The sequence below is a fragment of the Xenorhabdus thuongxuanensis genome (assembly GCF_001908095.1).
GTDB classification, from domain to species: Bacteria; Pseudomonadota; Gammaproteobacteria; order Enterobacterales; family Enterobacteriaceae; genus Xenorhabdus; species Xenorhabdus thuongxuanensis.
This window is the reverse complement of record NZ_MKGR01000007.1, coordinates 108,812-133,331: the sequence shown is the minus strand read 5'-3', so window position 1 is coordinate 133,331 and position 24,520 is coordinate 108,812. Positions and strand designations below refer to the sequence as shown.

General features: G+C 41.1%; 21 protein-coding genes and 3 pseudogenes. 14 read left to right on the top strand and 10 right to left on the bottom strand.

What is annotated here, in order from left to right; genetic code table 11:
- Nucleotides 1-94 precede the first annotated feature (94 nt).
- A pseudogene (gene uraA / locus Xentx_RS06925) lies at nt 95-1,294 on the top strand (uracil permease); the annotation flags it as partial.
- A gap of 454 nt (nt 1,295-1,748) precedes the next feature.
- Nucleotides 1,749-2,456, top strand: a complete 708-nt coding sequence (gene hda, locus Xentx_RS06920; RefSeq protein WP_074019532.1) for a DnaA inactivator Hda — start codon at nt 1,749-1,751, stop codon at nt 2,454-2,456.
- A 97-nt stretch (nt 2,457-2,553) separates the two neighbouring features.
- Here the strand turns inward: hda and arsC are convergent, their stop codons facing one another.
- From arsC to Xentx_RS06900, 4 genes are all read right to left on the bottom strand, one after another.
- Nucleotides 2,554-2,925, bottom strand: a complete 372-nt coding sequence (arsC, locus tag Xentx_RS06915; protein WP_074019531.1) for an arsenate reductase (glutaredoxin) — start codon at nt 2,923-2,925, stop codon at nt 2,554-2,556.
- 12 nt (nt 2,926-2,937) lie between these two features.
- Entirely contained in the window at nt 2,938-4,401 is a 1,464-nt protein-coding gene (gene bepA, locus Xentx_RS06910) for a beta-barrel assembly-enhancing protease (protein WP_074019530.1), read from the bottom strand.
- 319 nt (nt 4,402-4,720) lie between these two features.
- A complete protein-coding gene (gene bcp, locus Xentx_RS06905) occupies nt 4,721-5,188 on the bottom strand; it encodes a thioredoxin-dependent thiol peroxidase (RefSeq protein WP_074019529.1) in 468 nt (155 codons plus the stop codon).
- Nucleotides 5,189-5,202: 14 nt separating this feature from the next.
- Nucleotides 5,203-5,760: a glycine cleavage system transcriptional repressor gene (locus tag Xentx_RS06900; protein ID WP_074019528.1), complete on the bottom strand. Its 558-nt coding sequence runs from the start codon at nt 5,758-5,760 to the stop codon at nt 5,203-5,205.
- A 244-nt stretch (nt 5,761-6,004) separates the two neighbouring features.
- Here Xentx_RS06900 and dapA point away from each other — a divergent pair, with 244 nt between their 5' ends.
- The 3 genes from dapA (at nt 6,005) to purC (ending at nt 8,772) form a co-directional block, all read left to right on the top strand.
- Complete coding sequence (dapA, locus tag Xentx_RS06895; protein WP_074019527.1) at nt 6,005-6,904, top strand: 4-hydroxy-tetrahydrodipicolinate synthase; 900 nt, start codon at nt 6,005-6,007, stop codon at nt 6,902-6,904.
- A 17-nt stretch (nt 6,905-6,921) separates the two neighbouring features.
- A complete protein-coding gene (bamC, locus tag Xentx_RS06890) occupies nt 6,922-7,968 on the top strand; it encodes an outer membrane protein assembly factor BamC (protein ID WP_074019526.1) in 1,047 nt (348 codons plus the stop codon).
- 90 nt (nt 7,969-8,058) lie between these two features.
- Complete coding sequence (gene purC / locus Xentx_RS06885; RefSeq protein WP_074019525.1) at nt 8,059-8,772, top strand: phosphoribosylaminoimidazolesuccinocarboxamide synthase; 714 nt, start codon at nt 8,059-8,061, stop codon at nt 8,770-8,772.
- Nucleotides 8,773-8,870: 98 nt separating this feature from the next.
- Here purC and Xentx_RS06880 read toward each other — a convergent pair whose 3' ends face one another.
- Nucleotides 8,871-9,224 (bottom strand): hypothetical protein, encoded by a 354-nt coding sequence (locus Xentx_RS06880; protein WP_139292442.1) that lies wholly within the window; start codon nt 9,222-9,224, stop codon nt 8,871-8,873.
- Nucleotides 9,225-9,567: 343 nt separating this feature from the next.
- On the opposite strand from Xentx_RS06880, the gene Xentx_RS06875 reads away from it, so the two are divergent.
- Together Xentx_RS06875 and Xentx_RS06870 are read left to right on the top strand one after the other, a co-directional pair.
- Nucleotides 9,568-10,020 (top strand): DUF441 domain-containing protein, encoded by a 453-nt coding sequence (locus tag Xentx_RS06875; RefSeq protein ID WP_074019524.1) that lies wholly within the window; start codon nt 9,568-9,570, stop codon nt 10,018-10,020.
- A 72-nt stretch (nt 10,021-10,092) separates the two neighbouring features.
- Nucleotides 10,093-12,228, top strand: a complete 2,136-nt coding sequence (locus tag Xentx_RS06870) for a tRNA(Met) cytidine acetyltransferase TmcA (RefSeq protein ID WP_074019523.1) — start codon at nt 10,093-10,095, stop codon at nt 12,226-12,228.
- Here the strand turns inward: Xentx_RS06870 and Xentx_RS06865 are convergent.
- The 5 genes from Xentx_RS06865 to Xentx_RS06845 form a co-directional block, all read right to left on the bottom strand.
- Nucleotides 12,173-12,367, bottom strand: a complete 195-nt coding sequence (locus Xentx_RS06865; RefSeq protein ID WP_074019522.1) for a YpfN family protein — start codon at nt 12,365-12,367, stop codon at nt 12,173-12,175. The genes Xentx_RS06870 and Xentx_RS06865 overlap by 56 nt on opposite strands.
- Before the next feature lie 97 nt (nt 12,368-12,464).
- Nucleotides 12,465-13,133, bottom strand: coding sequence for a M15 family metallopeptidase (locus Xentx_RS06860; protein WP_074019521.1), 669 nt, complete (start codon nt 13,131-13,133; stop codon nt 12,465-12,467).
- Nucleotides 13,130-14,257 (bottom strand): succinyl-diaminopimelate desuccinylase, encoded by a 1,128-nt coding sequence (dapE, locus tag Xentx_RS06855; protein ID WP_074019520.1) that lies wholly within the window; start codon nt 14,255-14,257, stop codon nt 13,130-13,132. The genes Xentx_RS06860 and dapE overlap by 4 nt, the downstream gene beginning before the upstream one ends.
- 18 nt (nt 14,258-14,275) lie before the next feature.
- Nucleotides 14,276-14,698: an ArsC family reductase gene (locus Xentx_RS06850; protein ID WP_074019519.1), complete on the bottom strand. Its 423-nt coding sequence runs from the start codon at nt 14,696-14,698 to the stop codon at nt 14,276-14,278.
- Nucleotides 14,699-15,014: 316 nt separating this feature from the next.
- The gene (locus Xentx_RS06845; RefSeq protein ID WP_074019518.1) at nt 15,015-15,650 is read right to left on the bottom strand and encodes a response regulator; all 636 of its coding nucleotides are present in this window, start codon (nt 15,648-15,650) and stop codon (nt 15,015-15,017) included.
- Between the two features lie 539 nt (nt 15,651-16,189).
- On the opposite strand from Xentx_RS06845, the gene maeB reads away from it, so the two are divergent.
- The 7 genes and pseudogenes from maeB (at nt 16,190) to uhpB (ending at nt 24,515) form a co-directional block, all read left to right on the top strand.
- The gene (gene maeB / locus Xentx_RS06840; RefSeq protein ID WP_074019517.1) at nt 16,190-18,469 is read left to right on the top strand and encodes an NADP-dependent oxaloacetate-decarboxylating malate dehydrogenase; all 2,280 of its coding nucleotides are present in this window, start codon (nt 16,190-16,192) and stop codon (nt 18,467-18,469) included.
- A gap of 312 nt (nt 18,470-18,781) precedes the next feature.
- Nucleotides 18,782-19,585 (top strand): energy transducer TonB family protein, encoded by an 804-nt coding sequence (locus Xentx_RS06835; RefSeq protein WP_074019516.1) that lies wholly within the window; start codon nt 18,782-18,784, stop codon nt 19,583-19,585.
- A gap of 182 nt (nt 19,586-19,767) precedes the next feature.
- Nucleotides 19,768-20,076, top strand: a pseudogene (locus Xentx_RS06830) (prolyl oligopeptidase family serine peptidase); the annotation flags it as partial.
- 89 nt (nt 20,077-20,165) lie between these two features.
- Nucleotides 20,166-20,549: pseudogene (locus tag Xentx_RS06825) on the top strand (IS1 family transposase); the annotation flags it as partial.
- A gap of 298 nt (nt 20,550-20,847) precedes the next feature.
- Nucleotides 20,848-22,224, top strand: a complete 1,377-nt coding sequence (uhpT, locus tag Xentx_RS06820) for a hexose-6-phosphate:phosphate antiporter (RefSeq protein WP_074019514.1) — start codon at nt 20,848-20,850, stop codon at nt 22,222-22,224.
- A gap of 159 nt (nt 22,225-22,383) precedes the next feature.
- Complete coding sequence (uhpA, locus tag Xentx_RS06815; RefSeq protein WP_074019565.1) at nt 22,384-22,992, top strand: response regulator transcription factor UhpA; 609 nt, start codon at nt 22,384-22,386, stop codon at nt 22,990-22,992.
- Nucleotides 22,992-24,515: a signal transduction histidine-protein kinase/phosphatase UhpB gene (gene uhpB, locus Xentx_RS06810; RefSeq protein ID WP_074019513.1), complete on the top strand. Its 1,524-nt coding sequence runs from the start codon at nt 22,992-22,994 to the stop codon at nt 24,513-24,515. The genes uhpA and uhpB overlap by 1 nt, the downstream gene beginning before the upstream one ends.
- Nucleotides 24,516-24,520: the final 5 nt, after the last annotated feature.

Sequence of the window (24,520 nt, the reverse complement as noted above, 5' to 3'; positions counted from 1 at the left end):
CGTTAAAAGGGATGTGAAGTGAAGGCTCTCAGAGTCTGAACTAGTAACGCCCCTCTGGGGCGAAATCAAAGCCGCCTTCTATGAAGGCGGATTTTTACTTAAAGTGAATCCTGCGACAATTTTGTTGTTCAATGGCATTGGAACATTACTGTATTTGGTGATTTGTAAAGGAAGAATTCCGGCTTATTTAGGTTCCAGCTTTGCTTTTATTTCGCCTGTATTGTTGTTACTGCCTTTGGGATATGAATTGGCATTAGGTGGATTTATTGTCTGCGGTTTGTTGTTTTGTTTGGTTGCCCTGCTTGTAAAAGTTGCAGGAAGGGGATGGATCAATGTGATGTTTCCTCCGGCAGCGATGGGAGCCATTGTTGCCGTGATTGGCCTGGAATTGGCAGGTGTTGCTGCTGATATGGCGGGATTGCGTCCAACAGCAGGCACTGAAATTAATATGACCAACCTGACCATATCTATGGTTACGTTGGGCGTGACCATCTTGGGATCGGTAATATTCCGTGGTTTTATGGCGATTATTCCGATTCTGATTGGTGTTTTGGTAGGATATGTGCTGTCATTTTTTATGGGAGTTGTAGATTTAACTCCAATACGTGAAGCGCCGTGGTTTGCATTGCCTACATTCTATACACCGCGTTTTGAATGGTTTGCCATTATGACAATTTTACCTGCTGCGCTGGTGGTTATTGCAGAACATGTTGGGCACTTAGTGGTAACGGCAAATATCGTGCAGAAAGATTTATTGAAAAACCCAGGTTTGCACCGCTCAATGTTTGCCAATGGTTTTTCAACGATGATTTCGGGTTTCTTTGGTTCAACACCTAACACGACTTATGGTGAAAATATTGGTGTTATGGCACTTACCCGTGTATACAGCACATGGGTGATTGGTGGCGCTGCGGTGATGGCAATATTACTTTCCTGCGTTGGTAAATTGGCGGCAGCTATCCAAATGATCCCAATCCCAGTGATGGGAGGTGTTTCCCTGTTACTGTATGGTGTGATTGGTGCATCAGGCATTCGAGTTCTGATTGATTCGAAAGTTGATTACAGTAGGGCACAGAACCTGATCCTGACCTCCATTATTTTGATTATTGGTGTCAGCGGAGCGAAAATTCAGATTGGTTCGGCAGAATTGAAGGGTATGGCGCTTGCAACTGTTGTGGGGATTGGTTTAAGTCTGTTTTTTAAACTGATAAGCTTCATCCGGCCAGAAGAGCCATATATTAACTCTTCTGTGGAATCAATTAGAAATGATAAGAAGAGTGAAGTAGTAGAATAAAAGACATTAAGAAATTTATTGGAAAGGGTTTTTTAAAAATCCCTTTCTATTTTAAAAAATTATTTCCTCTATCATTTTACTTTGTCATTTATAGCGATAAGTTTTTCCTTTACCAATAATATCTGTTGTCAATCGCTATTGAAAATAACTTAAGAGAGATAAGTTAAAATCTTTGGCAATACAATATATTTTTACTCTTGGTTTTTACTTTTTACTATTGTCAATATTGACTATTGATAGTATGAGATTATCAAATATAAGAGTTTTTATTCTAGGGCAGATTATTTCTAGCTTGCGCAAGAAATAGGGATAGTTTTGTTACTGGTCGTAATCTATCCATTTTATGAGGAGATATGCTTTGATGATAATCTCCTACTTTAAACAAAGCATTCGTTTCATTTATAGAGACTTTTTGTGGTAGACTTAGCACTGTTCGTTATCCATTCTGTTTGAGGTGCTTCTGAATACACCGTCGCAGCTTTCATTACCATTATATTTGCCCGATGATGAAACTTTTGCCAGTTTCTTTGCAGGTGAGAATACTTCCTTATTAGCTGCAATAAAATTGGCTATTAGTCAGTCACACGGCAGTTATATCTATTTTTGGTCCCGTGATGGCGGGGGTAAGAGCCATTTGCTTCATGCAGCTTGTGCCGAATTATCCCAACAGGGAGAAGCTGTAGGGTATGTGCCACTGGATAAGCGCGCCTATTTTGTCCCGGAAGTCCTTGATGGTATGGAACACTTATCATTAGTGTGCATCGATAATATTGAGTGTATTGCGGGTGATCAAGAATGGGAAATGGCTATTTTCAATCTATACAACCGTATTGTAGAAATTGGCCGAACTTGTCTTTTAATCACAGGTGATCGTCCTCCACGGCAAATTAATCTGACGCTACCGGATTTGGCATCTCGTTTGGATTGGGGACAAATTTACAAATTACAACCTCTGTCAGATGATGAGAAAATCCAGGCATTGCAACTACGGGCAAAATTACGGGGTTTTGAATTGCCTGAGGATGTGGGGCGTTTTGTGTTAAAGCGGCTCGATAGGGAAATGCAAACGTTGTTCAGAACCTTGGATGAGCTTGATCGGGCTTCTATTGTGGCACAACGCAAACTCACGATCCCGTTTGTAAAGGATATTCTTGAGCTTTGAGTGAATAAAGCAGTAAGGAAACGAGATCAGAATAAAAAAGTGATAGAGAATATATTTCTGTCACTTTTTTATTGAAAACGTTCTGATTGAAAAATAGTTACAGCAGAATTTCTTTAACTTGTTCAGGGGGGCGTCCCAAACGAGCCTTATCACCAACAGCAACAATCGGACGTTCTATCAATTTAGGATTTTCAGCCATCGCCTGGAGCAATGCGTCTTGGGATAATGTGGTATCATTCAGGTTTAATTCTTTATAGAGTGCTTCTTTAGTACGCATTAATTGGCGGGCATCTTTGAAACCGAGCTGTTGTAACAGTACGGCAAGCTGTTCTGCTGTAGGTGGTGTATCAAGATAGTGAATGATTTCCGGTGTAATACCGAGTTCTTCAATCAGTTTAAGGGTTTCACGGCTCTTTGAACAGCGAGGATTGTGGTAAAACATCACTTTTCGTGTATCAAGATTTTGCATGTAAAAAATCCTTTATTTTTTATATTGGTCATAACTTTGTTGCAGTTGGCGCAATTGATCAATACGAGCATCATAGCGCTTTTGTTCATAACTACCCAATTTGGCCAACGCACTGGCTTTGCTAAGTTGTTCTATAGCGGAGTCAAAATTACCTTGCAGTGCCATGATTTCCGCATAGGCGGCTAGTTCATCATTGTGCTTTCCCTGCGATCCTGCAGCTTTTCTTAACAATATCCAGCCAGTAAGATCATTAGGATTATTGAAAGTATAACGAAACAGAAGTTGTGATGCCTGAGAATACTTTTTATCCATAAGATAGGTATTTGCGAGGTTAATTTGCAATACCGGGTTGTTTTTCAGTTTCTTGAGTGCATCCTGTAAGCGAGCGATGGCGTTGGTATACTGTTTTTGTCCGATATCAATATCCGTCATGGTATCAATAAACCAAATATTATCCGGTTGTTTATCTAGCAATGGAGAGAGTATTGCCCTGGCTTCGGCATACTTTTTATCTTCAGAAAGCAAAATAGCACGTCCATAGGCCGCAGCAAGCTGTTCTTTAGCGGTTCCCTGACTGTATTTCTTTAGCCATTGATCAATATAGGGACGTTGATCAGTTGAATACATTGTTAAAATACGGACACGGGCGAACAGAAAGTCTTGGGATTCTGAAACCGCTTTAGTTGGATATTGATTTGCCCGATTACGGGCGTCAGCCAAACGGCTGGCAGGTAATGGGTGAGTGTATAGCATTTCAGGCAGTTTGGAGCTATAGCGAGATTGATCTACGAGTACTTGCATAAAATCAGGCATGCCGTGTGGATCAAATCCCGCTCGACTGAGCGTTTGTATTCCAATACGATCGGCTTCTTGCTCATTCGATTGGGTAAAACTGATCATGCCTTGTTGGACGCCTGCCAGTGTGCCGCTGAGTGCGGCCATGCCGGCTTGTGGATTAGCTATCATAAGCAAAATAGCGCCCAATGTGCCGGTCCATGCCAGAGGGCTGGTACGTTTTTGTTCTTCTATCCATCGTGCTAAATGCCGCTGTGTAATATGGGAAATCTCATGAGCCATGACAGATGCCAGTTCACTTTCATTGTTACTATAGCGAAATAGCCCCGAATGAAGAACAACATTACCACCAAAAAATGCGAGGGCGTTAATATTAGGGTTATCTACCAGATAAAAATGGAAAGGTGTTTTGACTGAATCGGCGTGGGTGACTAATTTTTGGCCTAATTGATTAATATATTGAGTTAGCAGAGGATCATAAATCAGAGGAGCTTGGGCTCTTATCGAGCGTATATATAAATCACCCATAGCCATTTCCTGGTTGATGCTGAGGGTTGCTCCCGCTGTTGTGCCGATATCAGGTAGTGAATCTTCAGCCGGTGCAGAGAATACAGGAGGGTTCCCCAATAACAACAGGCTGATAAAAATAGTTATCAAAGATTTTCTGGGTGTTTTTCTCATAAAGCGATTCTCATAAAATAGTGTGCTCCGTTTTAGCTATCAATTTCATGAATACTTTTATGACAAAGAGTACCTTAAAACTATTAATCATAATAAATTTTAGTGAAAAATACTCATATCAAAGCCGTTATTCGTGCCTGGTAGGAAGAAAAATGGGAGGAAAAAGAATGATAACAACCAATATTATAGATACTTGCAGCGGAGAATGTTTAGGTTTTTTTGAATAACGATACAATAGAATAAATACCAAACGAATAAATTGAGTTGCCGCTCAACCAATAAAGCGGCAACTCAAACTTGGTTGTGTCTATGCTGACAATTAATGTTGGCTCAGGTAATCCAATACCACTTGGTGGTGATCACTGGTTTTGAATTTATTAAAAACGTGTTCAATTTCACCTTGTGGATTAATTAAGAAACTGATGCGATGGATGCCATCATAGATTTTCCCCATGAACTGCTTTTCTCCCCACACCCCAAATTGTTCAGCAACTTGATGGTCAATGTCAGAAAGCAGTGTGAAATTTAGCCTCTCTTTTTCTACAAAGCGGGATAATTTTTCTGGTGCATCTGTGCTAATACCCAGTACTTCAACATTAGCACTTTTCAGTTCATCTATCGAATCACGTAAGCTACACGCTTGAACTGTGCAGCCTGGTGTCATTGCTTTGGGATAAAAATAGACTAAGACACGTTGACCTTTGAAGTCAGATAAATTAATGGGCTCGCCATCTTGGTCAGGAAGGCTGAATTGGGGGGCCTTATCACCGGCTTTCAATGGACTCATCACTTATTCTCCGTTTAATCGTTTTGATTTAGATGATCTTGTACGCTAATACTGCCTTGTGCATTTAATTCTGTACATAGGTGATGAAAATTTTCTTTAAATATCGTGCCATTATCATCAACTGGGTTGTGACCAGTGATTTGGATTTGCAAGCGAGCAGGATGATTTTCTTCGGCTGGGTGAGTTTTTGATATCAGCTCCGCGATATTAAGATCTTGGGTCGTGAATAAACTGGTAAAACGCTCAACAATTCCTGGTGAATCATCTACATCTACCTTAACGGTGATGGTCGAAGGAAATTTTTTCTGAACACCGTATCGGGTACGTTTCATTACTATGAGTAATTCAAGTTCTGCGCCCTTCTGCGGCAAGGTAGATTCGATCAAAGTAATGGCGTTCCAGCTACCAGATAGCAACATGATAAAAGTAAATTCTTCGCCAAACATTGCCAAACGGCTGTCTTCAATATTACAGCCACATGTACTGACGAGGCGGGTAATGGTATTGACGATGCCAGGACGATCGGTGCCTAGGGCAGTGATCACTAAAAAATGCGGTTCTGATGTTGGCAAAGTGATTTTCCTTTAGTTTTAGTTGGTGTTTGCTGTATATGTTGTGTTTTAACATAAAAAATGATCAAGAGAAGGTCAATTGCATTTGTTAAGAGATCAAAATTATAATTTCTGTTTAATTAGCTACACTTGATATTAATAAAATTCATTGAAATCGTGTGGTTAAAGAGTTTTCTTCTGTATAACAAGAAAGTACCATGAACTTCTCATTTGCAGTTTTAGGCTTAACTAAGGGGAAATGGCAATGGTAAGCAATCATTCTGGTTTTACAGGCAGTATAGTTGCATTGATAACTCCGATGGACTCAGTGGGTCAGATTGATAAGGCCAGCTTGAAAAAATTGGTTAATTATCATATCGCCAGTGGCACATCTGCGATTGTGTCTGTTGGAACAACAGGCGAGTGTGCAACACTTAACCATGACGAACACGTTGATGTTGTACTGACAACACTGGACATGGCTGATGGGCGTATTCCGGTGATTGCAGGAACAGGGGCAAACGCTACAGCAGAAGCCATTTCTTTGACTAACCGTTTCGAAAACACGGGGGTTGTGGGTTGCCTGTCAGTCACACCTTATTATAATAGACCCTCACAGGAAGGTTTATATTTGCACTATAAGGCAATAGCTGAGAATACTGACTTACCACAAATTCTGTATAATGTGCCATCTCGTACCGGATGTGATTTATTGCCACCGACTGTCGCTCGTTTGGCGAAGCTGAAAAATATTGTTGCGCTTAAGGAAGCGACAGGGAACTTAAGTCGTGTTAGTCAGATCCAAGCATTGATTAGTGATGAAGATTTCATTCTTCTAAGTGGTGATGATGCAAGTTTTGTCGATTTCATGCAGCTTGGTGGTAAAGGGGTTATTTCTGTCACTGCAAATGTTGCGGCAGCGGAAATGGCACAGGTGTGTGAATTGGCTGAGCAAGGTGAATTTTTGCAAGCTCGTGAACTGAACAGCCGACTGATGGAATTGCATCATCAATTATTTGTTGAACCTAGCCCGACGCCAGTTAAGTGGGCTTGCCGTCAATTGGGATTGATTGCCGATGATACATTGCGTTTGCCAATGGTTCCGCTAACGCAGGAAGGGCAAATTCCAGTTGGTAGTGCCTTGAAAATAGCTGGATTACTGTAAAATTTTAGGGAATTTTAATGGCAACATTATTGCAAAAATCGAAGGTCATGAAGATTGCTGGTCTGTCATTGGTAGTTTTTTTAGCTGCCTGCTCCAGTGATCAGCGCTATAAACGCCAAGTAGGCGGGGATCAATCCTATCTTGACACGCCTCCAATGAAACTATTGAACGTCCCCGCGGGAATGACATTACCGCTGCAAAATGGTGAGTATAATATTCCGACAACAACGGCAACGGGGGCTGTGGGTGAAGATTTGGATATACGTCCTCCGTTGCAAGCTCTTGCCTTGTTGACGGGTTCCCGCGTTGAAAATAGTGCTAACAGCAGTAAGTTGTTGCTTGAAAATACTCCGGAATACAGTGATTTATGGTCTCAGATAAACAATCTGTTGGTGGGAAAAGGGTATAAAATCAGCCATAAAGATGATGCAGCACAAACCCTAGAGACAGATTGGATTACATGGCAACGGGCAGATGAAAATGTTCCTTATCAGGGGCGTTACCGTATTTCAGTTACTAAACATGATTACCAAATAGCGCTATCTGTTGCGAATGAAGGTTTGAAACAGGGAGAAAAGGAAATTACCGATCCGGTACAAATCCAGCGTTATAATGTTGTGATGCTTAACAAATTGGCGGGTGACTTAAGCCAGCAACAAGAAGCTGCGAGCCTGAGCAGTGCTAAAAATTCCGGTCCATTATCTGTACAAAGTGGTAGTGATAATACTGGATTGCCGCAGATCATCGTGCGTGCACCCTATAACGTGGTCTGGAACAGATTGCCATACGTGTTGGATAGCATAGGCATGGAAGTCACGGATCGTACACGTTCCACAGGCGCAATAGCGGTGACTTATAAAGGACGCAGTTCCTCTGATTGGAAAGCAATAGGGGTAGAAGCGCCTTCTATCAGCGAAGGAAATTACAAGTTACAGGTGGGTGATTTGGATAACCGAAGCAGCCTGCAATTTATCAGCGACAAAGGCAAGCCATTGACTCAATCTGAAAATGATCAAATGGTGGCTGCGCTGGAAGCCGTATTTAGCCAATCCAAAGATAAGTAATATATAAAGGGGCCCAGGCCCCTTTATATTTTTGGTGCGTTTTTTGTTTAATTCTTTACGTTTAAAGATGTCATATTTCTGGAGTGTAAAATGCAGAAGAAAGCTGAGTTGTATCGTGGAAAAGCAAAAACAGTGTATACCACTGATAATCCTGATTTACTGGTACTGGAATTCCGTAATGATACATCAGCATTGGATGGTGAACGCATCGAACAGTTCGATCGCAAGGGAATGGTAAATAATAAATTCAATCATTTCATTATGAAAAAACTGGAAGAAGCGGGTATTCCTACGCAAATGGAACAACTGTTGTCAGATAATGAATCCTTGGTGAAAAAACTAGATATGGTGCCTGTTGAATGTGTTATTCGTAACCGTGCCGCAGGTTCTCTGGTTAAGCGTTTGGGAGTGGAAGAGGGAATAGTGCTGAATCCGCCATTGTTTGACCTGTTTCTGAAAGATGATGCCAAACACGATCCTATGGTTAATGAATCTTATTGTGAGACATTCGGTTGGGTGAGCAAAGAGCACTTATCTGAAATGAAACGCCTGAGCTATAAGGCCAATGAAGTATTGAGCAAGCTGTTTGACGATGCGGGTTTAATTCTGGTGGATTTTAAGTTGGAATTTGGTTTGTTCAAGGGTAAGGTCATATTGGGAGATGAATTTTCACCGGATGGTAGCCGCTTATGGGATAAACTGACGATGGATAAAATGGATAAAGATCGTTTTCGCCAAAGTCTTGGTGGCCTGATTGAAGCGTATGAAGAAGTTGCGCGCCGTATTGGTGTTATTTTAGACTAGTGACGCAAACGATTACTTAAAAAATATAATCTAAAATAGGCAGGATGCTCCGATAATCAAAAGGGCATCCTGTCCCTGTTTTGCACGTTGAATAAACTTTAAAGTAGGGATTTAGTTATTTGTTTCCAGCCCTTTTGGTGCATACAGTCGTAATAAAATTCACTTCTAGAACCCTCATTGACATCCGTCACATAGCTTTCAACCATGGGAACATTTTGACTGTAGTAACCATTTTTTCCACATTGCTCTTTATTGATACAAGGTTGCTGCACCATTTTCAGTGTTGATCTTTGGGCAACTTCATTTTTAATAGGAAATTGTTGTAATGCTGATAATCTGCATTCAACTTTTGCTTCGCTGAAAGGGACAGGATTACTGGTTGCAGGTACCCATTGAGTGGTGCAACCTGCTAAGGAGATACAGATTATTATGGAGGAGGTTAATTTTTTCATATTCATATCGCTTATATGAACACATATTAGCTGCAAGTCGCTTCTTACAACCTTTCTGCATTCACCTTGGTAAAAAATGTTGGTGTCTAAAGAGTACACTATCAAGAAACAAGGTTGCGTCTTGATTTGTATGAGTAATTATTTATCAATGTTATTGTTTAAAGCAAGAATGTTAACAAACTACCTGTAACTACGCTATTACCCAATTTGGGGGCTCTTTATGAATATTTTTGATTAAGTGTAAAAATTTTAAGTTATCATCTTTTCCATGCCAGAATTTATGCTGTTTGGTTTAAAAACAATCAAACATTGTTCTATTGGAGTTTACAGGAAATAAAAATTTATGAGTCATGTCGATCCTACTTTGCTTATTTTGCTCGTGCTTGCAGGGCTCGGTATCATCAGTCATAACATGACAGTGACACTTGCCATGTTATTTCTATTGGTAGTTCGTATCACACCATTGAATCAGTTTTTCCCTTGGGTGGAAAAGTACGGCTTGACGATAGGTATCCTGATTCTGACTGTAGGAGTCATGGCACCTATCGCAAGCGGGAAAATATCCACCCAGGAAATTTTTAGCTCGTTCTTAAATTGGAAATCACTGTTGGCTATTGTTGTTGGTGTCCTTGTGTCATGGCTGGGAAGCCGTGGTGTGACTTTAATGTCTGGCCAGCCTTCTACCGTGGCTGGATTATTGGTCGGCACTGTATTGGGAGTGGCCCTATTTAAGGGGGTTCCGGTAGGCCCTCTGATTGCCGCTGGCATTTTATCACTCATGATTGGTAAATCGTGACAATGAGGGTAGCCATTTTAACCATCAGATATTTCACATGTTATACAGTTCATTATATGGATAGTTCGTACTATGTATAGCTTATGGGCAGTGTTGCAGGCACAAATGCAACAACAGGGACAGCGCCGTTTAATTGTTTTGAGTGGTGATCCGCAATGGAGTGAATTGATTGTCAATCAGCTAACAAAACAGTTTCAAGGGGATTGGCTAACGGTTTCAACCCATATGTCTGGTGCTATTGATCCAACAAAAGCCGTCAGCTTACTTGGGCGTGAATTCTTGCATGGTATTTTTGATGCCACTCAAGGGATTAATGCTGAAGCATTGGCGATACTGGCTGGTACACTAAAAGCGGGAAGCTGGTTGGTGATGCGTGTACCAGCCTGGTCACAATGGCCAGAACAGCCTGATGAAGATAGTTTGCGTTGGAATGAGTCGGCAGGCATTATTTCGACGCCTAATTTTATTCGCCATATTCAGCAGCAAATCCTTGCATTTCCTGAAGTATTATTATGGCGTCAGGAAATACCTTTTCAGATATCTCAGATACTGCCATTGCCAGTAACCGGAGCGTGGCAGATACCTGATGGCAACCCAACGGTAAGCCAACAATCTATTCTTGACGAATTGTTACAGGCCACACGAGGCGTTTGGGTGATCACCGCACCTCGAGGGCGGGGAAAGTCGGCTCTGGCAGGAATGTTAGTGCGATATTGGCAAGGAAAATGCTGGCTATGTGCCCCTGCCAAAATAACCACAGAAGTTATTCGACGTTACTCCGGTATCCCAGATTCTGTTGAGCAGAAGTCTTTGGAACAAGAAACGCCTTTTTGGTCAGTAGACCATTTGTTGAAATATTGCCGAGCGAAAAAAGGTAAACAGGAAAATAAAAGCGATGCTGATTGGTTATTGATTGACGAAGCAGCCGCGATCCCAACACCACAATTAGCAGAATTGATCCGCTATTTTCCACGAATGTTGTTGACCTCAACGGTCCAGGGTTATGAGGGAACGGGACGCGGTTTTTTGTTGAAACTCTGTGCTGAATTGCCTGATTGTCATATTCGTGAATTAAAAACCCCTATGCGCTGGGCTGAAAATGATCCATTAGAAGCGTGGCTGGATAGCGCTATGTTATTCGATGATAAACCGCTCGTTTATGACACACCATTAAACGCAGAAGAATTACATTTTCACCCGATATGTCAGCCTGAATGGTTACAACACTCCACATTATTGCGCCAATTTTATGGCTTATTAACCAGTGCACATTACCGTACATCTCCCCTTGATCTGCGGCGATTAATGGATGGTAACGGAATGACATTTTGGGCTGCCCTTTCTGGTTATCCAGAACATAAGCAACAATTGATTGGCGCTTTATGGATGGTGAATGAAGGTGGTTTGTCACAGACATTAGCACATGAAATCTGGGCAGGACGTCGGCGGCCAAGAGGCAATTTAGTGGCTCAATCCCTGGCGGCACATGGCGGTTTTCCGCAAGCTGCCACTTTGCGATCACAGCGAATTAGCCGCATTGCTGTGCAAGCTCAATATCGCCGTCGGGGTATCGCACAACATTTGATAATTCAGCAATGTCAGGAAGCTAGTAAACAAAAGCTGGATTTCATCTCTGTCAGTTTTGGTTATACCGCTGATCTGTGGGTTCTTTGGCAAAAATGTGGTTTTCGCCTGGTAAGAATGGGAACTCACCGAGAAGCGAGTAGTGGTTGTTATACAGCGATGGCTGTTTTGCCTTTGAGTGAGCAGGGAGAACGATTTGCACAATCCGCACAACAGCGATTATCCAGAGATGCCAAAGAATTAGAATCGTCACTCGGCTTTGCTTTGCCAGTTGAGTATGATAGTGATGAACGACTCAATGACAATGATTGGCAGGAATTGGCTGGGTTTGCATTTGCTCAGCGTCCTCTGTCAGCGTCTTATTTTGCATTACAGAGATTATTATTGAAGAGTAATTTGGCCTTGCCTGCATTGAGAAAGCATCTTCAACAGCGGCTAAGTATCGAACAATGTGTCAGTGACTTATCGCTGAGTGGCCGTAAAGCCCTATTAAAATACTGGCGTGAAGAGGCTGCGAGTGCATTGGCAAGTATCGATAAAATACTTGCCAAGCACTGGAGAGATTGGGTTATTTCTTGTGATCCCGCTGCGGCCAATCATCCTCATCATCCCATTGATCATTAAGATCTCGGTGCGGGGGCAATTCGGGTTTGTTATCTAAGAAAGATTTCTTATCGACGCGACTTAGTGCTTTTACTGCATTGACAATAATGCCGACGAGCACTAACAGAACAACCCACCAATAATCTATCAACCAATGCATGGTATTTTCCTCAGAATGTTAAGAGCCTCTTCCATGAGGCTCGGAGCCTAATGTGTTATTTCTGCTGATCTGTATATTTACCTGATTTATAGTTTTCTTAATCTATTATCCTAATGTATTTTTCAAATATATAGGATAGATTGGTTTTTAACCAGTTTATGCCGGCAATATCACGATCTTCCCAAGCATTCAATAGAACTTGTTCATCGAATAAATTTGCGGCTTCATGGGCTAATGGCCAATAGCTGATATGCCAGGGTTCATAAGCTACGCCAGCATCGTGGCGCGTGAAGGGACGGTAAAAATCATAGTGAGACATGTTTTCTGTCAGCCAATGGGTTAATGGCTCAAAGTACCCTTCGTTTTCATACTCCCACGGCTCTAGCTGCAATTTTTTACCTTCTGGTAGCAGAAAGGGATCATAAATATCCAGCTCCGTACCCCAATGATGGCGGCTTGCTCCTGGCAGAGCTGACCAGCGGAGAATAGCTTCACAAAGTTCCTCTTCATCCATTTTCGAGATATTAAGAGGCTGGCTATTATCATCTAATACTGGGCGCTGACCACGGAATTTTTCATTCCAGATAATTTGTTGGCGGGTGAAATCACGGAACGAGCTGGCAGGTTGTAGCTTAAAACCTGCTTTGGCTGCCTCTTTCTGCATGGCAAGAAACGCTTTGGTAGCATTAAACTGCAAACGGTGATTGCCGGTAAGGGTGACCAGATGATCGGTAGATAGGCCAGTCAAAGCTTCAGGTGTCATCATTTGATTAATTGCTCCATGATACGTTGATAAATCAGGCTCAATTCTTGTAAATCAGATACTCTGACACATTCATTTGTTTTATGGATGGTGGCGTTAATTGGCCCCAGCTCCACGACCTGAGCTCCCATCCTGGCAATAAAACGTCCATCTGATGTACCGCCACTGGTTGATAGCTCTGGTTTATACCCACAATGGTGCTCAATGGATTCAACTACAGTATCAACAAGAGCTCCTTTACAGGTGAGGAAAGGCTGTCCTGATAACCACCAGTCAATCTCATATCTTAGGTGATGCTTTTTCAGCATCTCTTCAACCTGTTGGCGGATCTCACTATCTGTCAATTCGGTGCTAAAGCGGAAATTAAATTGAACCCACAGTTTACCAGGAATAACGTTATTACTGCCGGTTCCCGCCTGAATATTGGCGATTTGCATACTTGTGGCAGGGAAAAATTCATTACCGTTATCCCACTTAGTATTAACGAGTTCTTGCAGAAAAGGCATTGAACGATGGATAGGATTATCTGCCAACTGTGGATAGGCAACGTGCCCTTGGGTGCCAAAGATAGTTAAGCTGGCAGTTAGTGATCCCCGCCGCCCGTTTTTGATCATATCTCCAAGGCATTTCTGACTAGATGGCTCTCCCACCAAGCAATAATCCAAACGTTCATGGCGAGACATTAACTCTTCAATTACCTTAATTGTACCGTTAGTCGCTTTTGCCTCTTCGTCGGAGGTGATCAGAAAAGCCAGACGGCCTTTATGCTCAGGATTTTCTGCGACAAAACGTTCAGCGGCAACAACCATTGCAGCCAGAGAGCCTTTCATATCTGTGGCGCCACGGCCATACAGCATCCCATCACGGATAGATGGCTCGAAAGGTGGAGTTTGCCATTGTGAGATATCGCCGGCAGGAACGACATCAGTGTGTCCAGCAAAGGCAAAAGTTACTCCGGTTCCACGATAAGCCCAGAAATTCAGGGTATCGCCAAAAGGCATTCGTTCTATTGTGAAACCAATGTCTTGCAGGCGCTGGATAAGCAGTTCCTGACAACCTTGATCATCTGGGCTGACAGAAGGACGTTTAATTAACTGCTGAGCAAGGTCAATTACCGGACAGGTCATGATGCTCTCCTTTATCATCTAGTCATGCGAGAAAAATTGTTGATATTGTTCTGCTTTGAAACCAAGTAAATACTTTTTTGTTTCTTTGCTTTTTGAGCCTTCTGAGCTTGAAACCAATAGAGGGCGTTTTATGATTGAAGGGTGCTCCAGCATGAGTGTCTTGGCAGTTTCTGCATTGTTAATGGCTGCTTTTTGTTCGTCGGGCAATTTTCGCCACGTTGTGCCACGGGTATTCAGGAGAGATTCCCAGCCAACATGTTCAATAAATGATTGGAGTAACTCAGGGGATAGACCATCAACCCGATAATCATGAAATTGATAAGGTATTCCTTGATCTTCTAACCAACGACGCGCTTTTTTTATGGTATCGCAATTTTTTATACCGTAGAGAATGGAAATTGTGTGAGAAATAGTATCTGGGTGAAAAGTGGTATTTGACATGATGAGTGCCTTAGTTTTGTCTTGTTCAACATATCCATCATAATGCGGGAAATTGACTATTTTATCCAGATAACGCGTTTTTGCGCATACTTTCTGTCTACTTCTTCCTAATATTGATGTTGCGGATGTTTAAATTATCGACAAAAAAATTGGTAGCATCTTAAATAATTTGTTTGTAAATAGTATCCTTATTTATTTACATTTGAAATTAATTTATTTTTAATTAATTTATAGCTCTTGATAACTCACAATTTCCCCATCGGCAAAAATGAGGGAAATTGTGTTTCGTATTGGGAAGTTAAGCAACAATCCAATGTTAAATGAACTCTGTTTTTCTGTGTTTTAGATAGATGATAGTGGCTTCGAGACGGGAACGTGATTTAAGTTTTTTCAATAAGTTACGAGTATGAACTTTCACCGTTTCTTCAGAAATAAAAAGGAAGTCAGCAATTTCTTTATTTGTCATTCCTTCTGCAATTTCTTTTAAAACATCTAATTCACGTTTGGTTAATTTTGATAACGGATCAACATAAAGATGGCGGGTGGATAAATATTGATGGACTTTTTCACTGAACACTGCATGACCATCTATGGCTTTTTTTATGTTAGTCAGTAGAGAAGTGAGATCGATTTCTTTTAATAAGTAACCATTTGCACCGGCGTCAACAGCATCGTAAATATCACTTCTGTGATCTGAATCGGAGAGTACCAGGATATAGGAATCAAGTCCTTTACGGCGGAGAGATTTAATCGTATCAATCCCTGAAAGGCCATGGATTTTTACATCCATCAGAATAATATCAGGCTTTATTTGGCAAGCGATATTAATTGCGTCTTCACCATTGCCAGTTTCGGCAGTTACAATGAGTTCTCGTTCTAATTCAATCAACCCTTTTAAGCCGTGACGAATGATAGGATGATCATCAACTATCATGACTGAATGATTATGCATATTCTTTCTCCCATATAGAAATGCAGATTTATGTTTAATAAAACATAAAAGACAAATTTCTGCTTTATGTTAAATTGCTGTGTGATTTTTATGGAGTATATTGAATCATCATTCATGAGATTCTGGAAATATATCCTGATATAAAAATAGAAATGTCGCAAACAGGTTTAACCACTCGGATTAAATTCACTTTCATAAGAGAATGTGTTTCCTTAATTGCTAATAATTTTCCAAATAAATTTGGAGGAATATTTTATAGATTAAGTTTTGATTTTGTAAACTTATTTTAAATATTAATTTAAAAATATATCATTAATTAATTTATCAGGTTATTAATAGAAGATAAAATACCTCTATATAGGTATCATTGGGATAATATCCATATAATATTAATTAACATAAGTTTCATCACCTGTTTGTTTTTTGTACCTTGATTTTAAAGATTATGAACAAAATGCTGCTGACATCATGATTTAACCTTCCGTAACTATTATACTGAAACCATTTTCACTAAGACATGACGCGTAAAGGATCTGATAATGGATGAAAAATTAAAACAAAGTGCTCTTGATTTTCATGAGTTCCCACAACCTGGAAAAATTACGGTTACACCAACCAAGCCACTGACAACGCAACGTGATTTGGCATTGGCATACTCACCGGGTGTTGCTGCACCTTGTCTTGAAATAGCAGAAGATCCTTTGGCAGCTTATAAATATACAGCACGTGGCAATCTTGTTGCGGTTATCTCTAACGGCAGCGCTGTCTTAGGGTTGGGTAATATCGGTGCATTAGCCGGTAAACCTGTTATGGAAGGAAAGGGAGTTTTATTCAAGAAATTCTCTGGTATTGATGTTTTTGACATCGAAGTAGAGGAATCCAATCCTGATAAATTGGTTGATATCATCGCAGCTTTAGAACCCACTTTTGGTGGTATCAACCTTGAAGATATTAAAGCACCAGAGTGTTTCTACATTGAACAGAAACTCCGTGAGCGCATGAAAATTCCTGTATTCCACGATGATCAACATGGTACAGCAATTATTTGTACCGCAGCAGTATTGAATGGATTGCGGGTTGTTAATAAAGACATTGGCAAGGTGCGCATGGTTGTATCGGGGGCTGGAGCTGCTTCAATTGCCTGTATGAACCTGCTGGTAGCACTGGGTTTGAAACGTGAAAATATTGTCGTCTGTGACTCAAAAGGGGTTATCTATCGTGGCCGCGAAGAGAACATGGAAAAGACTAAGGCGGATTATGCCATTGAAGATAATGGCAGCCGTATACTGGCAGATGTGATCCCTGATGCTGATATTTTCCTCGGTTGTTCTGGGCCAGGAGTGCTGACACAAGACATGGTGAAAACCATGGCAAAAAATCCGCTCATTATGGCATTAGCTAATCCAGAGCCAGAAATTTTGCCGCCATTGGCAAAAGCAGTACGCCCTGATGCAATTATTTGTACTGGTCGTTCCGATTTCCCTAATCAGGTGAATAACGTTCTTTGCTTCCCGTTCATTTTCCGTGGTGCATTGGATGTTGGGGCCACAACTATTAATGAAGAAATGAAGCTTGCTTGTGTACATGCTATTGCTGATCTTGCATTGGCTGAGCAAAGTCAGGAAGTTGCTTCCGCCTATGGCGATCAAGACCTGTTCTTTGGCCCTGATTACATTATTCCAAAACCATTTGATCCTCGCTTGATTGTAAAAATTGCGCCGGCTGTAGCGAAAGCGGCGATGGAATCAGGAGTGGCAACCCGGCCTATTACCGATTTCGGGGCGTATATTGAGAAACTCAATGAGTTTGTCTATAAAACCAACTTATTCATGAAACCAATCTTTTCCCAAGCCAAAAAAGAGAAGAAACGTATTGTATTGGCAGAAGGGGAAGATGTTCGTGTACTGCATGCGACACAAGAGCTCGTCTCTCTTGGGCTGGCATTCCCTGTTCTGATTGGCCGTCCTAGCGTCATTGAAATGCGGATTAAAAAGCAGGGGCTGCATATTGAAGCGGGTAAAGATTTTGAAGTGGTGAATAATGAAAATGATCCACGTTTCAAAGAATATTGGCAAGAATATTACCAAATGATGAAACGCCGTGGTATCTCGCAAGAGCAAGCACGTCGGGCAGTGATTGGTAATCCAACGCTGATAGGCGCAATAATGGTACACCGTGGTGAAGCGGATGGCCTGATTTGTGGTACTGTTGGCAGCTATAGTGAACATTATCAGATCTTGAAAGATGTGTTTGGTTTCCGCCAGGGAGTGCATACTGCAGGTGCCATGAATGCCTTGATGTTACCGACGGGAAATACGTTCATTGCCGATACTTATGTTAATGAAGATCCAAGCCCAGAAGAGTTAGCAGAAATCACATTGATGGCGGCTGAAACTGTTCGCCGTTTTGGTATTGAGCCTAAAGTTGCTTTGTTATCACGTTCAAGTTTTGGCTCTTCTGATTGTGATTCTGCACAAAAAATGCGTAAGACACTGGCATTAGTTCAGCAAATGGCACCATCGCTTGAAATTGATGGTGAAATGCACGGTGATGCTGCGCTGGTGGAAAGTATCCGCCGCGATATTATGCCGGACAGCCCGTTGAAAGGCTCGGCAAACTTGTTAATTATGCCGAACATGGAAGCTGCTCGTATCAGTTATAACTTGCTGCGTGTCACCAGTTCAGAGGGGGTAACAGTTGGTCCAGTTTTGATGGGGGTTGCGAAGCCTGTTCATATCCTGACACAGATTGCTTCTGTACGTCGTATCGTGAATATGGTGGCGCTGGCGGCCGTTGAAGCACAAACAGATCCGCTATAAAAATAGCCTTTGTTAGTGTTTCCATTCCAACCGTGAATTGGGGATAAATGGGTGAGTTACCCTGTTAGGCGTATGTTTAACAGGGTGTTTTTGTAAATAATTCTCATTATCTATAATGTGCAATTTTTCTTTTTATGATTAATAATTATCATTGCGGAAGAGGGAGGGGGGTGTTAACTGGCGAAAATATAACCAAATAATAGTAAGTATCACAAGGAATTGATTAATTAACAAATAAAAATAGTTTTCATTTATATATTGAATTGATTATCATTAGTATCCATTTATTATTGACATAATGTATTATAAGAGATGTTGACGTACATCACGTATCAAAATACTCACTCTGGTCATGTGACAAAATCCTTTCTCGCTGCTATCACACTACATGCCTTGTTCGTAGGATGGCTGGTCTACAAACCAAAGGATGTGGATATTGAGGAGCTTCTCCCTCCACCAGCGGTGATAGTGGAACTGTCAACGCAGATAGAAGCGCTACAAAAAATACAAAAACAGCCAATTGGCATTGAGCAACAACTATCTGTTGCCAGTAAGCAGCAGGAGAGCAAAGTTGACGAAATTAACATGCCAAAATTGGATGTAAATGAAAATGCCCTGCTTTTGGTGGATAAGCAGAAGAAAAAAAAGAAAGAACAAGATGTACCGAAGAAGACTCAGCCTGTTAAACAAGTGAGAGCAAAAGAACAAGAAAGTGAAATATCCCACAGTAGCGCCGCACCAACAACCAGTAATGCGACGGCCGATAATGTGACCGCTCGTACCGCTGCATCCTATGAAAGCAATTCTGATGCCATTGCCGATGCCAAAGCCGTTTGGCAGGCAGAGGTGGCAGGACACTTGAACCGCTATAAAAAATATCCAGAAGATGCCCAGAGAAGAAGACGAACAGGGCGTCCAATGGTGAAATTTACGGTTAACCAATTGGGTATCGTGATTGGCAGTGAATTAACTCGACGCTCAGGAACTAACTCACTAGACAGAGAAGCAAGGATGGTGTTGGAAAGAGCACAGCCTCTGCCTAAGCCACCTGAAGTCGTTTTAACTAATGGCAGCGTTACGGTTGAACTGCCAATAGATTTTTATTTATCTCAATAAAAATGCAGGATTGATGGCATGTCACAGTATAAGACAGCATTTTCATCAGATACGAACAGGTTGAATAAAAAAGATATGTCATTGCTTCACAGAAAAATACCGATCTGGAAAATTTTGCCCTGTTCAACAATTGGTTGGTTGTACAGGAACGTATTGAAGGATTGTCGTCTATCCGTCAGATTGGTTTATTAATGGGTACGGTTATTAACCAGGCACCAGAATTGTACCGTGGTGTGATTGCAAAAGTGCCTTTTGTGGGTGTGTTAACAACCATGCTTGATCCATCCATTCCATTGACAACGGGTGAATATGAAGAGTGGGGTAATCCAAATAACAAAGAAGATTATTTGCTTATTAAATCCTATAGCCCTTATGACAATATCCAATATCAGCGCTATCCTCATTTGTTGGTCACGACAGGTTTGCATTATTCCCAAGTGCAATATTGGGAACCGGCAAAATGGGTAGCGAAATTAAGGGAAATGAAACAAGGGGTCACGTATTCGGGGCGTTGTTCTTAAGATATAATATTTCTTTTTTATGAGAGAAATTAAATGGCAACGGTGGAAGTTAAGTGTCGATTTTGTCATTTGACGAGATGTGGTCTTTTGTCGGGAACAAAAAGCAACACCGTTGGTTATGGTATGCATGGGAACCCCGTTTGAAACGTATCATCGCGCATACTTTCGGAAAACGAAGTAAGAAAACGCTCAAGAAGCTATTGAAAAAACTATCCCGATTCAACGTGGCTTTCTGGTGTACAGACAATTTCGAAGCTTACAAGATGTTACCGACAAATAAGCCTCTCGTCGGAAAAAATTTTACACAACGTATCGAGCGTGAAAATCTGACCCGACGTAATCGAATTAAGCGATTAAACTGGAAAACGTTGGGTTATTCAAAATCCTCTGAAATGCATGACAAAATTATCGGCACTTTCATTGAAAGAAAATATTATGTTTAAGGACAATCAATGCCTTGAATACACTACCTTTTGACTCCTTACTGAACAAAGAGTGTGATTTCTTTCACGCTTTATGCTCGAATAAGGTAAAACTAGGAAATATTCCTAGTTAAACTAGGACCATAGCTCACGCCAACCTTCCTTTAGTTTTCTAAACTGACAAGATAATAATTATATCTGTGTAAATTATATTTACGAAAACTATAACTACGAAAACTTTTGCTTCCTTGCGATTTGCTTTTTTTATTTTCACTTGCTCAAAAGGGCTCTTCTTTTCGTGGTTATCTAAGGATTTAAAATGCTTAAGATTCTAGAACAAATTCGAAAGCCAACACTGGATCTTCCAGTGGAAGTACGGCGTAAAATGTGGTTCAAACCCTTTATGCAGTCGTATTTGGTGGTTTTTATTGGCTATATGGCTATGTATTTGGTACGTAAAAACTTTAATATAGCCCAAAACGATATGATTTCGACTTATGGTCTGTCGATGACGCAGCTTGGGTTGATAGGGTTAGGTTTTTCTATTACTTATGGTATTGGTAAAACCGTCGTTGCTTATTATGCCGATGGCAAAAATACCAAACAATTCCTGCCATTTATGCTGATCTTATCTGGCATTGCTATGTTAGGGTTTAGCATGAGTATGGGAAATTCCGGCATCAGTATTTTTCTGATGGTGGCATTTTATGCGTTAAGTGGCTTTTTCCAGAGTATAGGTGGGCCTGCCAGCTACTCCACTATTACGAAATGGACTCCCCGTAACAAGCGTGGAACCTATCTGGGTTTGTGGAATATGTCACATAATGTAGGTGGTGCCGCTGCAGCTGGGGTTGCACTCGTTGGTGCTAACTATTTCTTTAATGGTCATGTAATAGGGATGTTTATTTTCCCTTCTATTATCGCCCTGATCATTGGTTTCATTGGATTGCGTTATGGTAGCGATTCTCCAGAAAGTTACGGTTTGGGTAAGGTAGAAGAGTTATTTGATGAACCTGTCAGTGAAGAAGATATCGCGGCAGAAGAAAACCAGCTGACCAAACGTGAGATCTTTGTTGAATATGTATTAAAGAACAAAGTCATTTGGTTACTCTGTTTTGCCAATATCTTCCTTTACATCGTGCGTATTGGTATCGATCAATGGTCAACAGTGTATGCGTATCAGGAACTGGGACAATCAAAAGAGACCGCTATTACTGGTTTTACCATGTTCGAAATAGGAGCACTGGTAGGCACATTAATGTGGGGATATTTGTCTGATTTGGCGAATGGCCGTCGTGCCCTGGTTGCCTGTGTCTCGTTAGGGTTGATTATTGTCTGCCTTGAATTCTATCAACATGCAACCAGTGAATACATGTATTTGGGTTCCCTGTTTGTGCTTGGTTTCCTTGTATTTGGCCCGCAATTGTTGATTGGTGTGGCTGCTGTTGGGTTTGTACCGAAAAAAGCGATCAGTGTGGCTGATGGTGTTAAAGGAACATTTGCTTATTTAATCGGTGATAGCTTTGCTAAGCTCGGTTTGGGAATGATTGCTGATGGTGTGCCGGTCTTTGGTTTGACTGGTTGGAAAGGGACATTTGTTGCCCTTGATGCCTCAGCATTCGTATGCCTCAGCTTACTTGTTTTAGTAGCTATTGCGGAAGAGAGAAAGATTCGAAAAGCGAAGAAAGTACATTAATTCATACTAAAAACTTACTGATGCTGCTGTATATCCACAGTAGCATCTTTTCATCATTTTTTGCCCTAATATTCCATATTTTCTATCTATTACGTACTATTGCTAAGTTATATCAATAAGGGTAGTTTAGTCCGATGCTTGATTCGATAAAAAATGATGATGATTAAAATAGCATTAGTTGATGATCATGTTGTTGTTCGTTCAGGATTTGCTCAGTTGTTGAATTTAGAGCCTGATATTGAAGTTGTGGGGGAGTTCAATTCATGTGCTGAAGCCAGGCAAGGGTTACTCGGATCGGGTGCAACGGTTTGTATTCTTGATATTTCAATGAAAGATGAAAGCGGGCTTTCACTATTGAAAGATCTTCCTTCAGGTATTAACTGTATTATGCTGAGTGTTCATGATTCTGTTACTATGGTGGAGAGTGCCTTGAAAGCGGGGGCGCGTAGTTATCTCAGTAAACGTTGCAGTCCGGATGAACTGATTCAGGCGGTGCGGACTACAGCCAATAATGGTTGTTATCTCACACCGGACATTGTATTCAATTTAACGTCATCAAAGAGCAATCCGTCTTCATTGGAATATCTGACTAAACGAGAACGACAAGTTGGAGAGATGTTGGCTAGCGGTATGGATGTTAAAGCTATAGCGGCTGAATTGGGATTAAGCCATAAAACAGTACATGTTCACCGAGCCAATGCGATGAGTAAATTAGGGGTAGCCAATAACGTTGGTTTGGCGAATTATTTTGCCACTAGTGATCTTTAATGCGTCAATATCTGATCAATTCATTTTGCGGCTGGCTATTGTTTTCTTGTTGGTGGTTCTGCTTATGGATTATCTCCTACTATTTCATCAATGACTCTGAATTGGCTATCCTATTTTTTCCTTTTGCTTTGCGCCTTGGCATTGTTCTCCATACTCCCAAGCGTTATTGGACGACTATTTACGGCGCAGAATGGGGGCTTACCATCTGTTTGACATCCTTAATGGGGCAGTTACAATGGCTGACTGTATTAACTGCCAGTATGGCCAGTTTTCCTCTTGTTTGGTTTGCCAGTCGCTACTATTGTGGCAGCCAATGGCAGCGATTTGTAGTCATGGCAGGTATCATTCTGGCAACTTCCATTATTAATGTGGCGACGATCAGTAACCATAATTCTGCTTTGAGTATTGCATTTTTGGTGAGTTTAACCGGTGGTGTCATGTTAGTCCCTTTATGCTATTTAGTATGGCACTACTTGTTTCAAAATATTTGGTTTCCCCTGACTGCTAATCTTGTATCACATCGTATTCAGTTTCACCTGAAACATATTATTCTTCATAGTTTATTGTTTATAATAAATATTTTTATTCAAATTGGTCTTCCGAATGAGTTGCGTTATTTTGCTCCATTTTGTCTGGCCATTCCTATTATCTTGTTGGCTTTTCGTTACGGCTGGCAAGGCGCTATAGTCGGCACATTGTTAAACAGTATTTCCTTGATTGCTGCACGCAGTGGTGTTTCGAATATGGAGATCACAGATCTCTTGTTATCACTGTTGGCTCAAACGTTAACGGGGATCATGCTGGGAATGGCGGTGCAGCGTCAGCGTGACCTTAATGCGCAGTTAAAGCGTCAACTTCATTGTAATCACAGCTTGTCCCGTCAATTGGTGAAAGCCGAAGAGTCGGTAAGGCGAGAAATTGCACGTGAACTGCATGATGAAATTGGTCAGAACATTACTGCTATTCGTACGCAGGCCAATATTATCCAGCGGGTAGAAGTGACACCAATTAGTGCTAATTGCGCTAAAACTATCGAATCGTTATCCCTTAATGTTTATGATACAACTAAAGGGTTACTTAGCCGACTGCGGCCTAAAATTCTTGATGATCTCGGTTTGAAAGAGGCTATTGAGCAGTTATTACGGGATATGGAATTTGAGTCTCATGGCATATCGGTAGAAATTCATTGGGCAGCGGATTCAGTTATGGTAACTGAGCAATTGAGTGATACAACCAAAATTACGTTATACCGTCTTTGTCAGGAAGCGCTGAATAATGCCATGAAATATTCTCAAGCGGATCGTATTGAATTATATTTTTCCATCAACGGGATGATCCATTTGTTAATTAGGGATAATGGTATTGGTTGTAAGTCTGCAGATCATATGAAAGGGTTTGGCTTACGTGGTATGCGGGAGCGTGTGCAGGCCTTGGGGGGAACTTTCTCAATTCACAGTGAAAAACGACAAGGTGATTCGACATATTCGGGAACGGATTTGTCTATCATCTTGCCTAAACTTTAAAACAT

Coding starts and splice junctions, on each gene's coding strand:
- arsC (WP_074019531.1), bottom strand. CDS start 2,925: ATGCAAAATCTTGATACACGAAAAGTGATGTTTTACCACAATCCTCGC.
- bepA (WP_074019530.1), bottom strand. CDS start 4,401: ATGAGAAAAACACCCAGAAAATCTTTGATAACTATTTTTATCAGCCTG.
- bcp (WP_074019529.1), bottom strand. CDS start 5,188: ATGAGTCCATTGAAAGCCGGTGATAAGGCCCCCCAATTCAGCCTTCCT.
- dapA (WP_074019527.1), top strand. CDS start 6,005: ATGGTAAGCAATCATTCTGGTTTTACAGGCAGTATAGTTGCATTGATA.
- bamC (WP_074019526.1), top strand. CDS start 6,922: ATGGCAACATTATTGCAAAAATCGAAGGTCATGAAGATTGCTGGTCTG.
- purC (WP_074019525.1), top strand. CDS start 8,059: ATGCAGAAGAAAGCTGAGTTGTATCGTGGAAAAGCAAAAACAGTGTAT.
- Xentx_RS06880 (WP_139292442.1), bottom strand. CDS start 9,224: ATGAAAAAATTAACCTCCTCCATAATAATCTGTATCTCCTTAGCAGGT.
- Xentx_RS06875 (WP_074019524.1), top strand. CDS start 9,568: ATGAGTCATGTCGATCCTACTTTGCTTATTTTGCTCGTGCTTGCAGGG.
- Xentx_RS06870 (WP_074019523.1), top strand. CDS start 10,093: ATGTATAGCTTATGGGCAGTGTTGCAGGCACAAATGCAACAACAGGGA.
- Xentx_RS06865 (WP_074019522.1), bottom strand. CDS start 12,367: ATGCATTGGTTGATAGATTATTGGTGGGTTGTTCTGTTAGTGCTCGTC.
- Xentx_RS06860 (WP_074019521.1), bottom strand. CDS start 13,133: ATGATGACACCTGAAGCTTTGACTGGCCTATCTACCGATCATCTGGTC.
- dapE (WP_074019520.1), bottom strand. CDS start 14,257: ATGACCTGTCCGGTAATTGACCTTGCTCAGCAGTTAATTAAACGTCCT.
- Xentx_RS06850 (WP_074019519.1), bottom strand. CDS start 14,698: ATGTCAAATACCACTTTTCACCCAGATACTATTTCTCACACAATTTCC.
- Xentx_RS06845 (WP_074019518.1), bottom strand. CDS start 15,650: ATGCATAATCATTCAGTCATGATAGTTGATGATCATCCTATCATTCGT.
- maeB (WP_074019517.1), top strand. CDS start 16,190: ATGGATGAAAAATTAAAACAAAGTGCTCTTGATTTTCATGAGTTCCCA.
- Xentx_RS06835 (WP_074019516.1), top strand. CDS start 18,782: ATGTTGACGTACATCACGTATCAAAATACTCACTCTGGTCATGTGACA.
- uhpT (WP_074019514.1), top strand. CDS start 20,848: ATGCTTAAGATTCTAGAACAAATTCGAAAGCCAACACTGGATCTTCCA.
- uhpA (WP_074019565.1), top strand. CDS start 22,384: ATGATTAAAATAGCATTAGTTGATGATCATGTTGTTGTTCGTTCAGGA.
- uhpB (WP_074019513.1), top strand. CDS start 22,992: ATGCGTCAATATCTGATCAATTCATTTTGCGGCTGGCTATTGTTTTCT.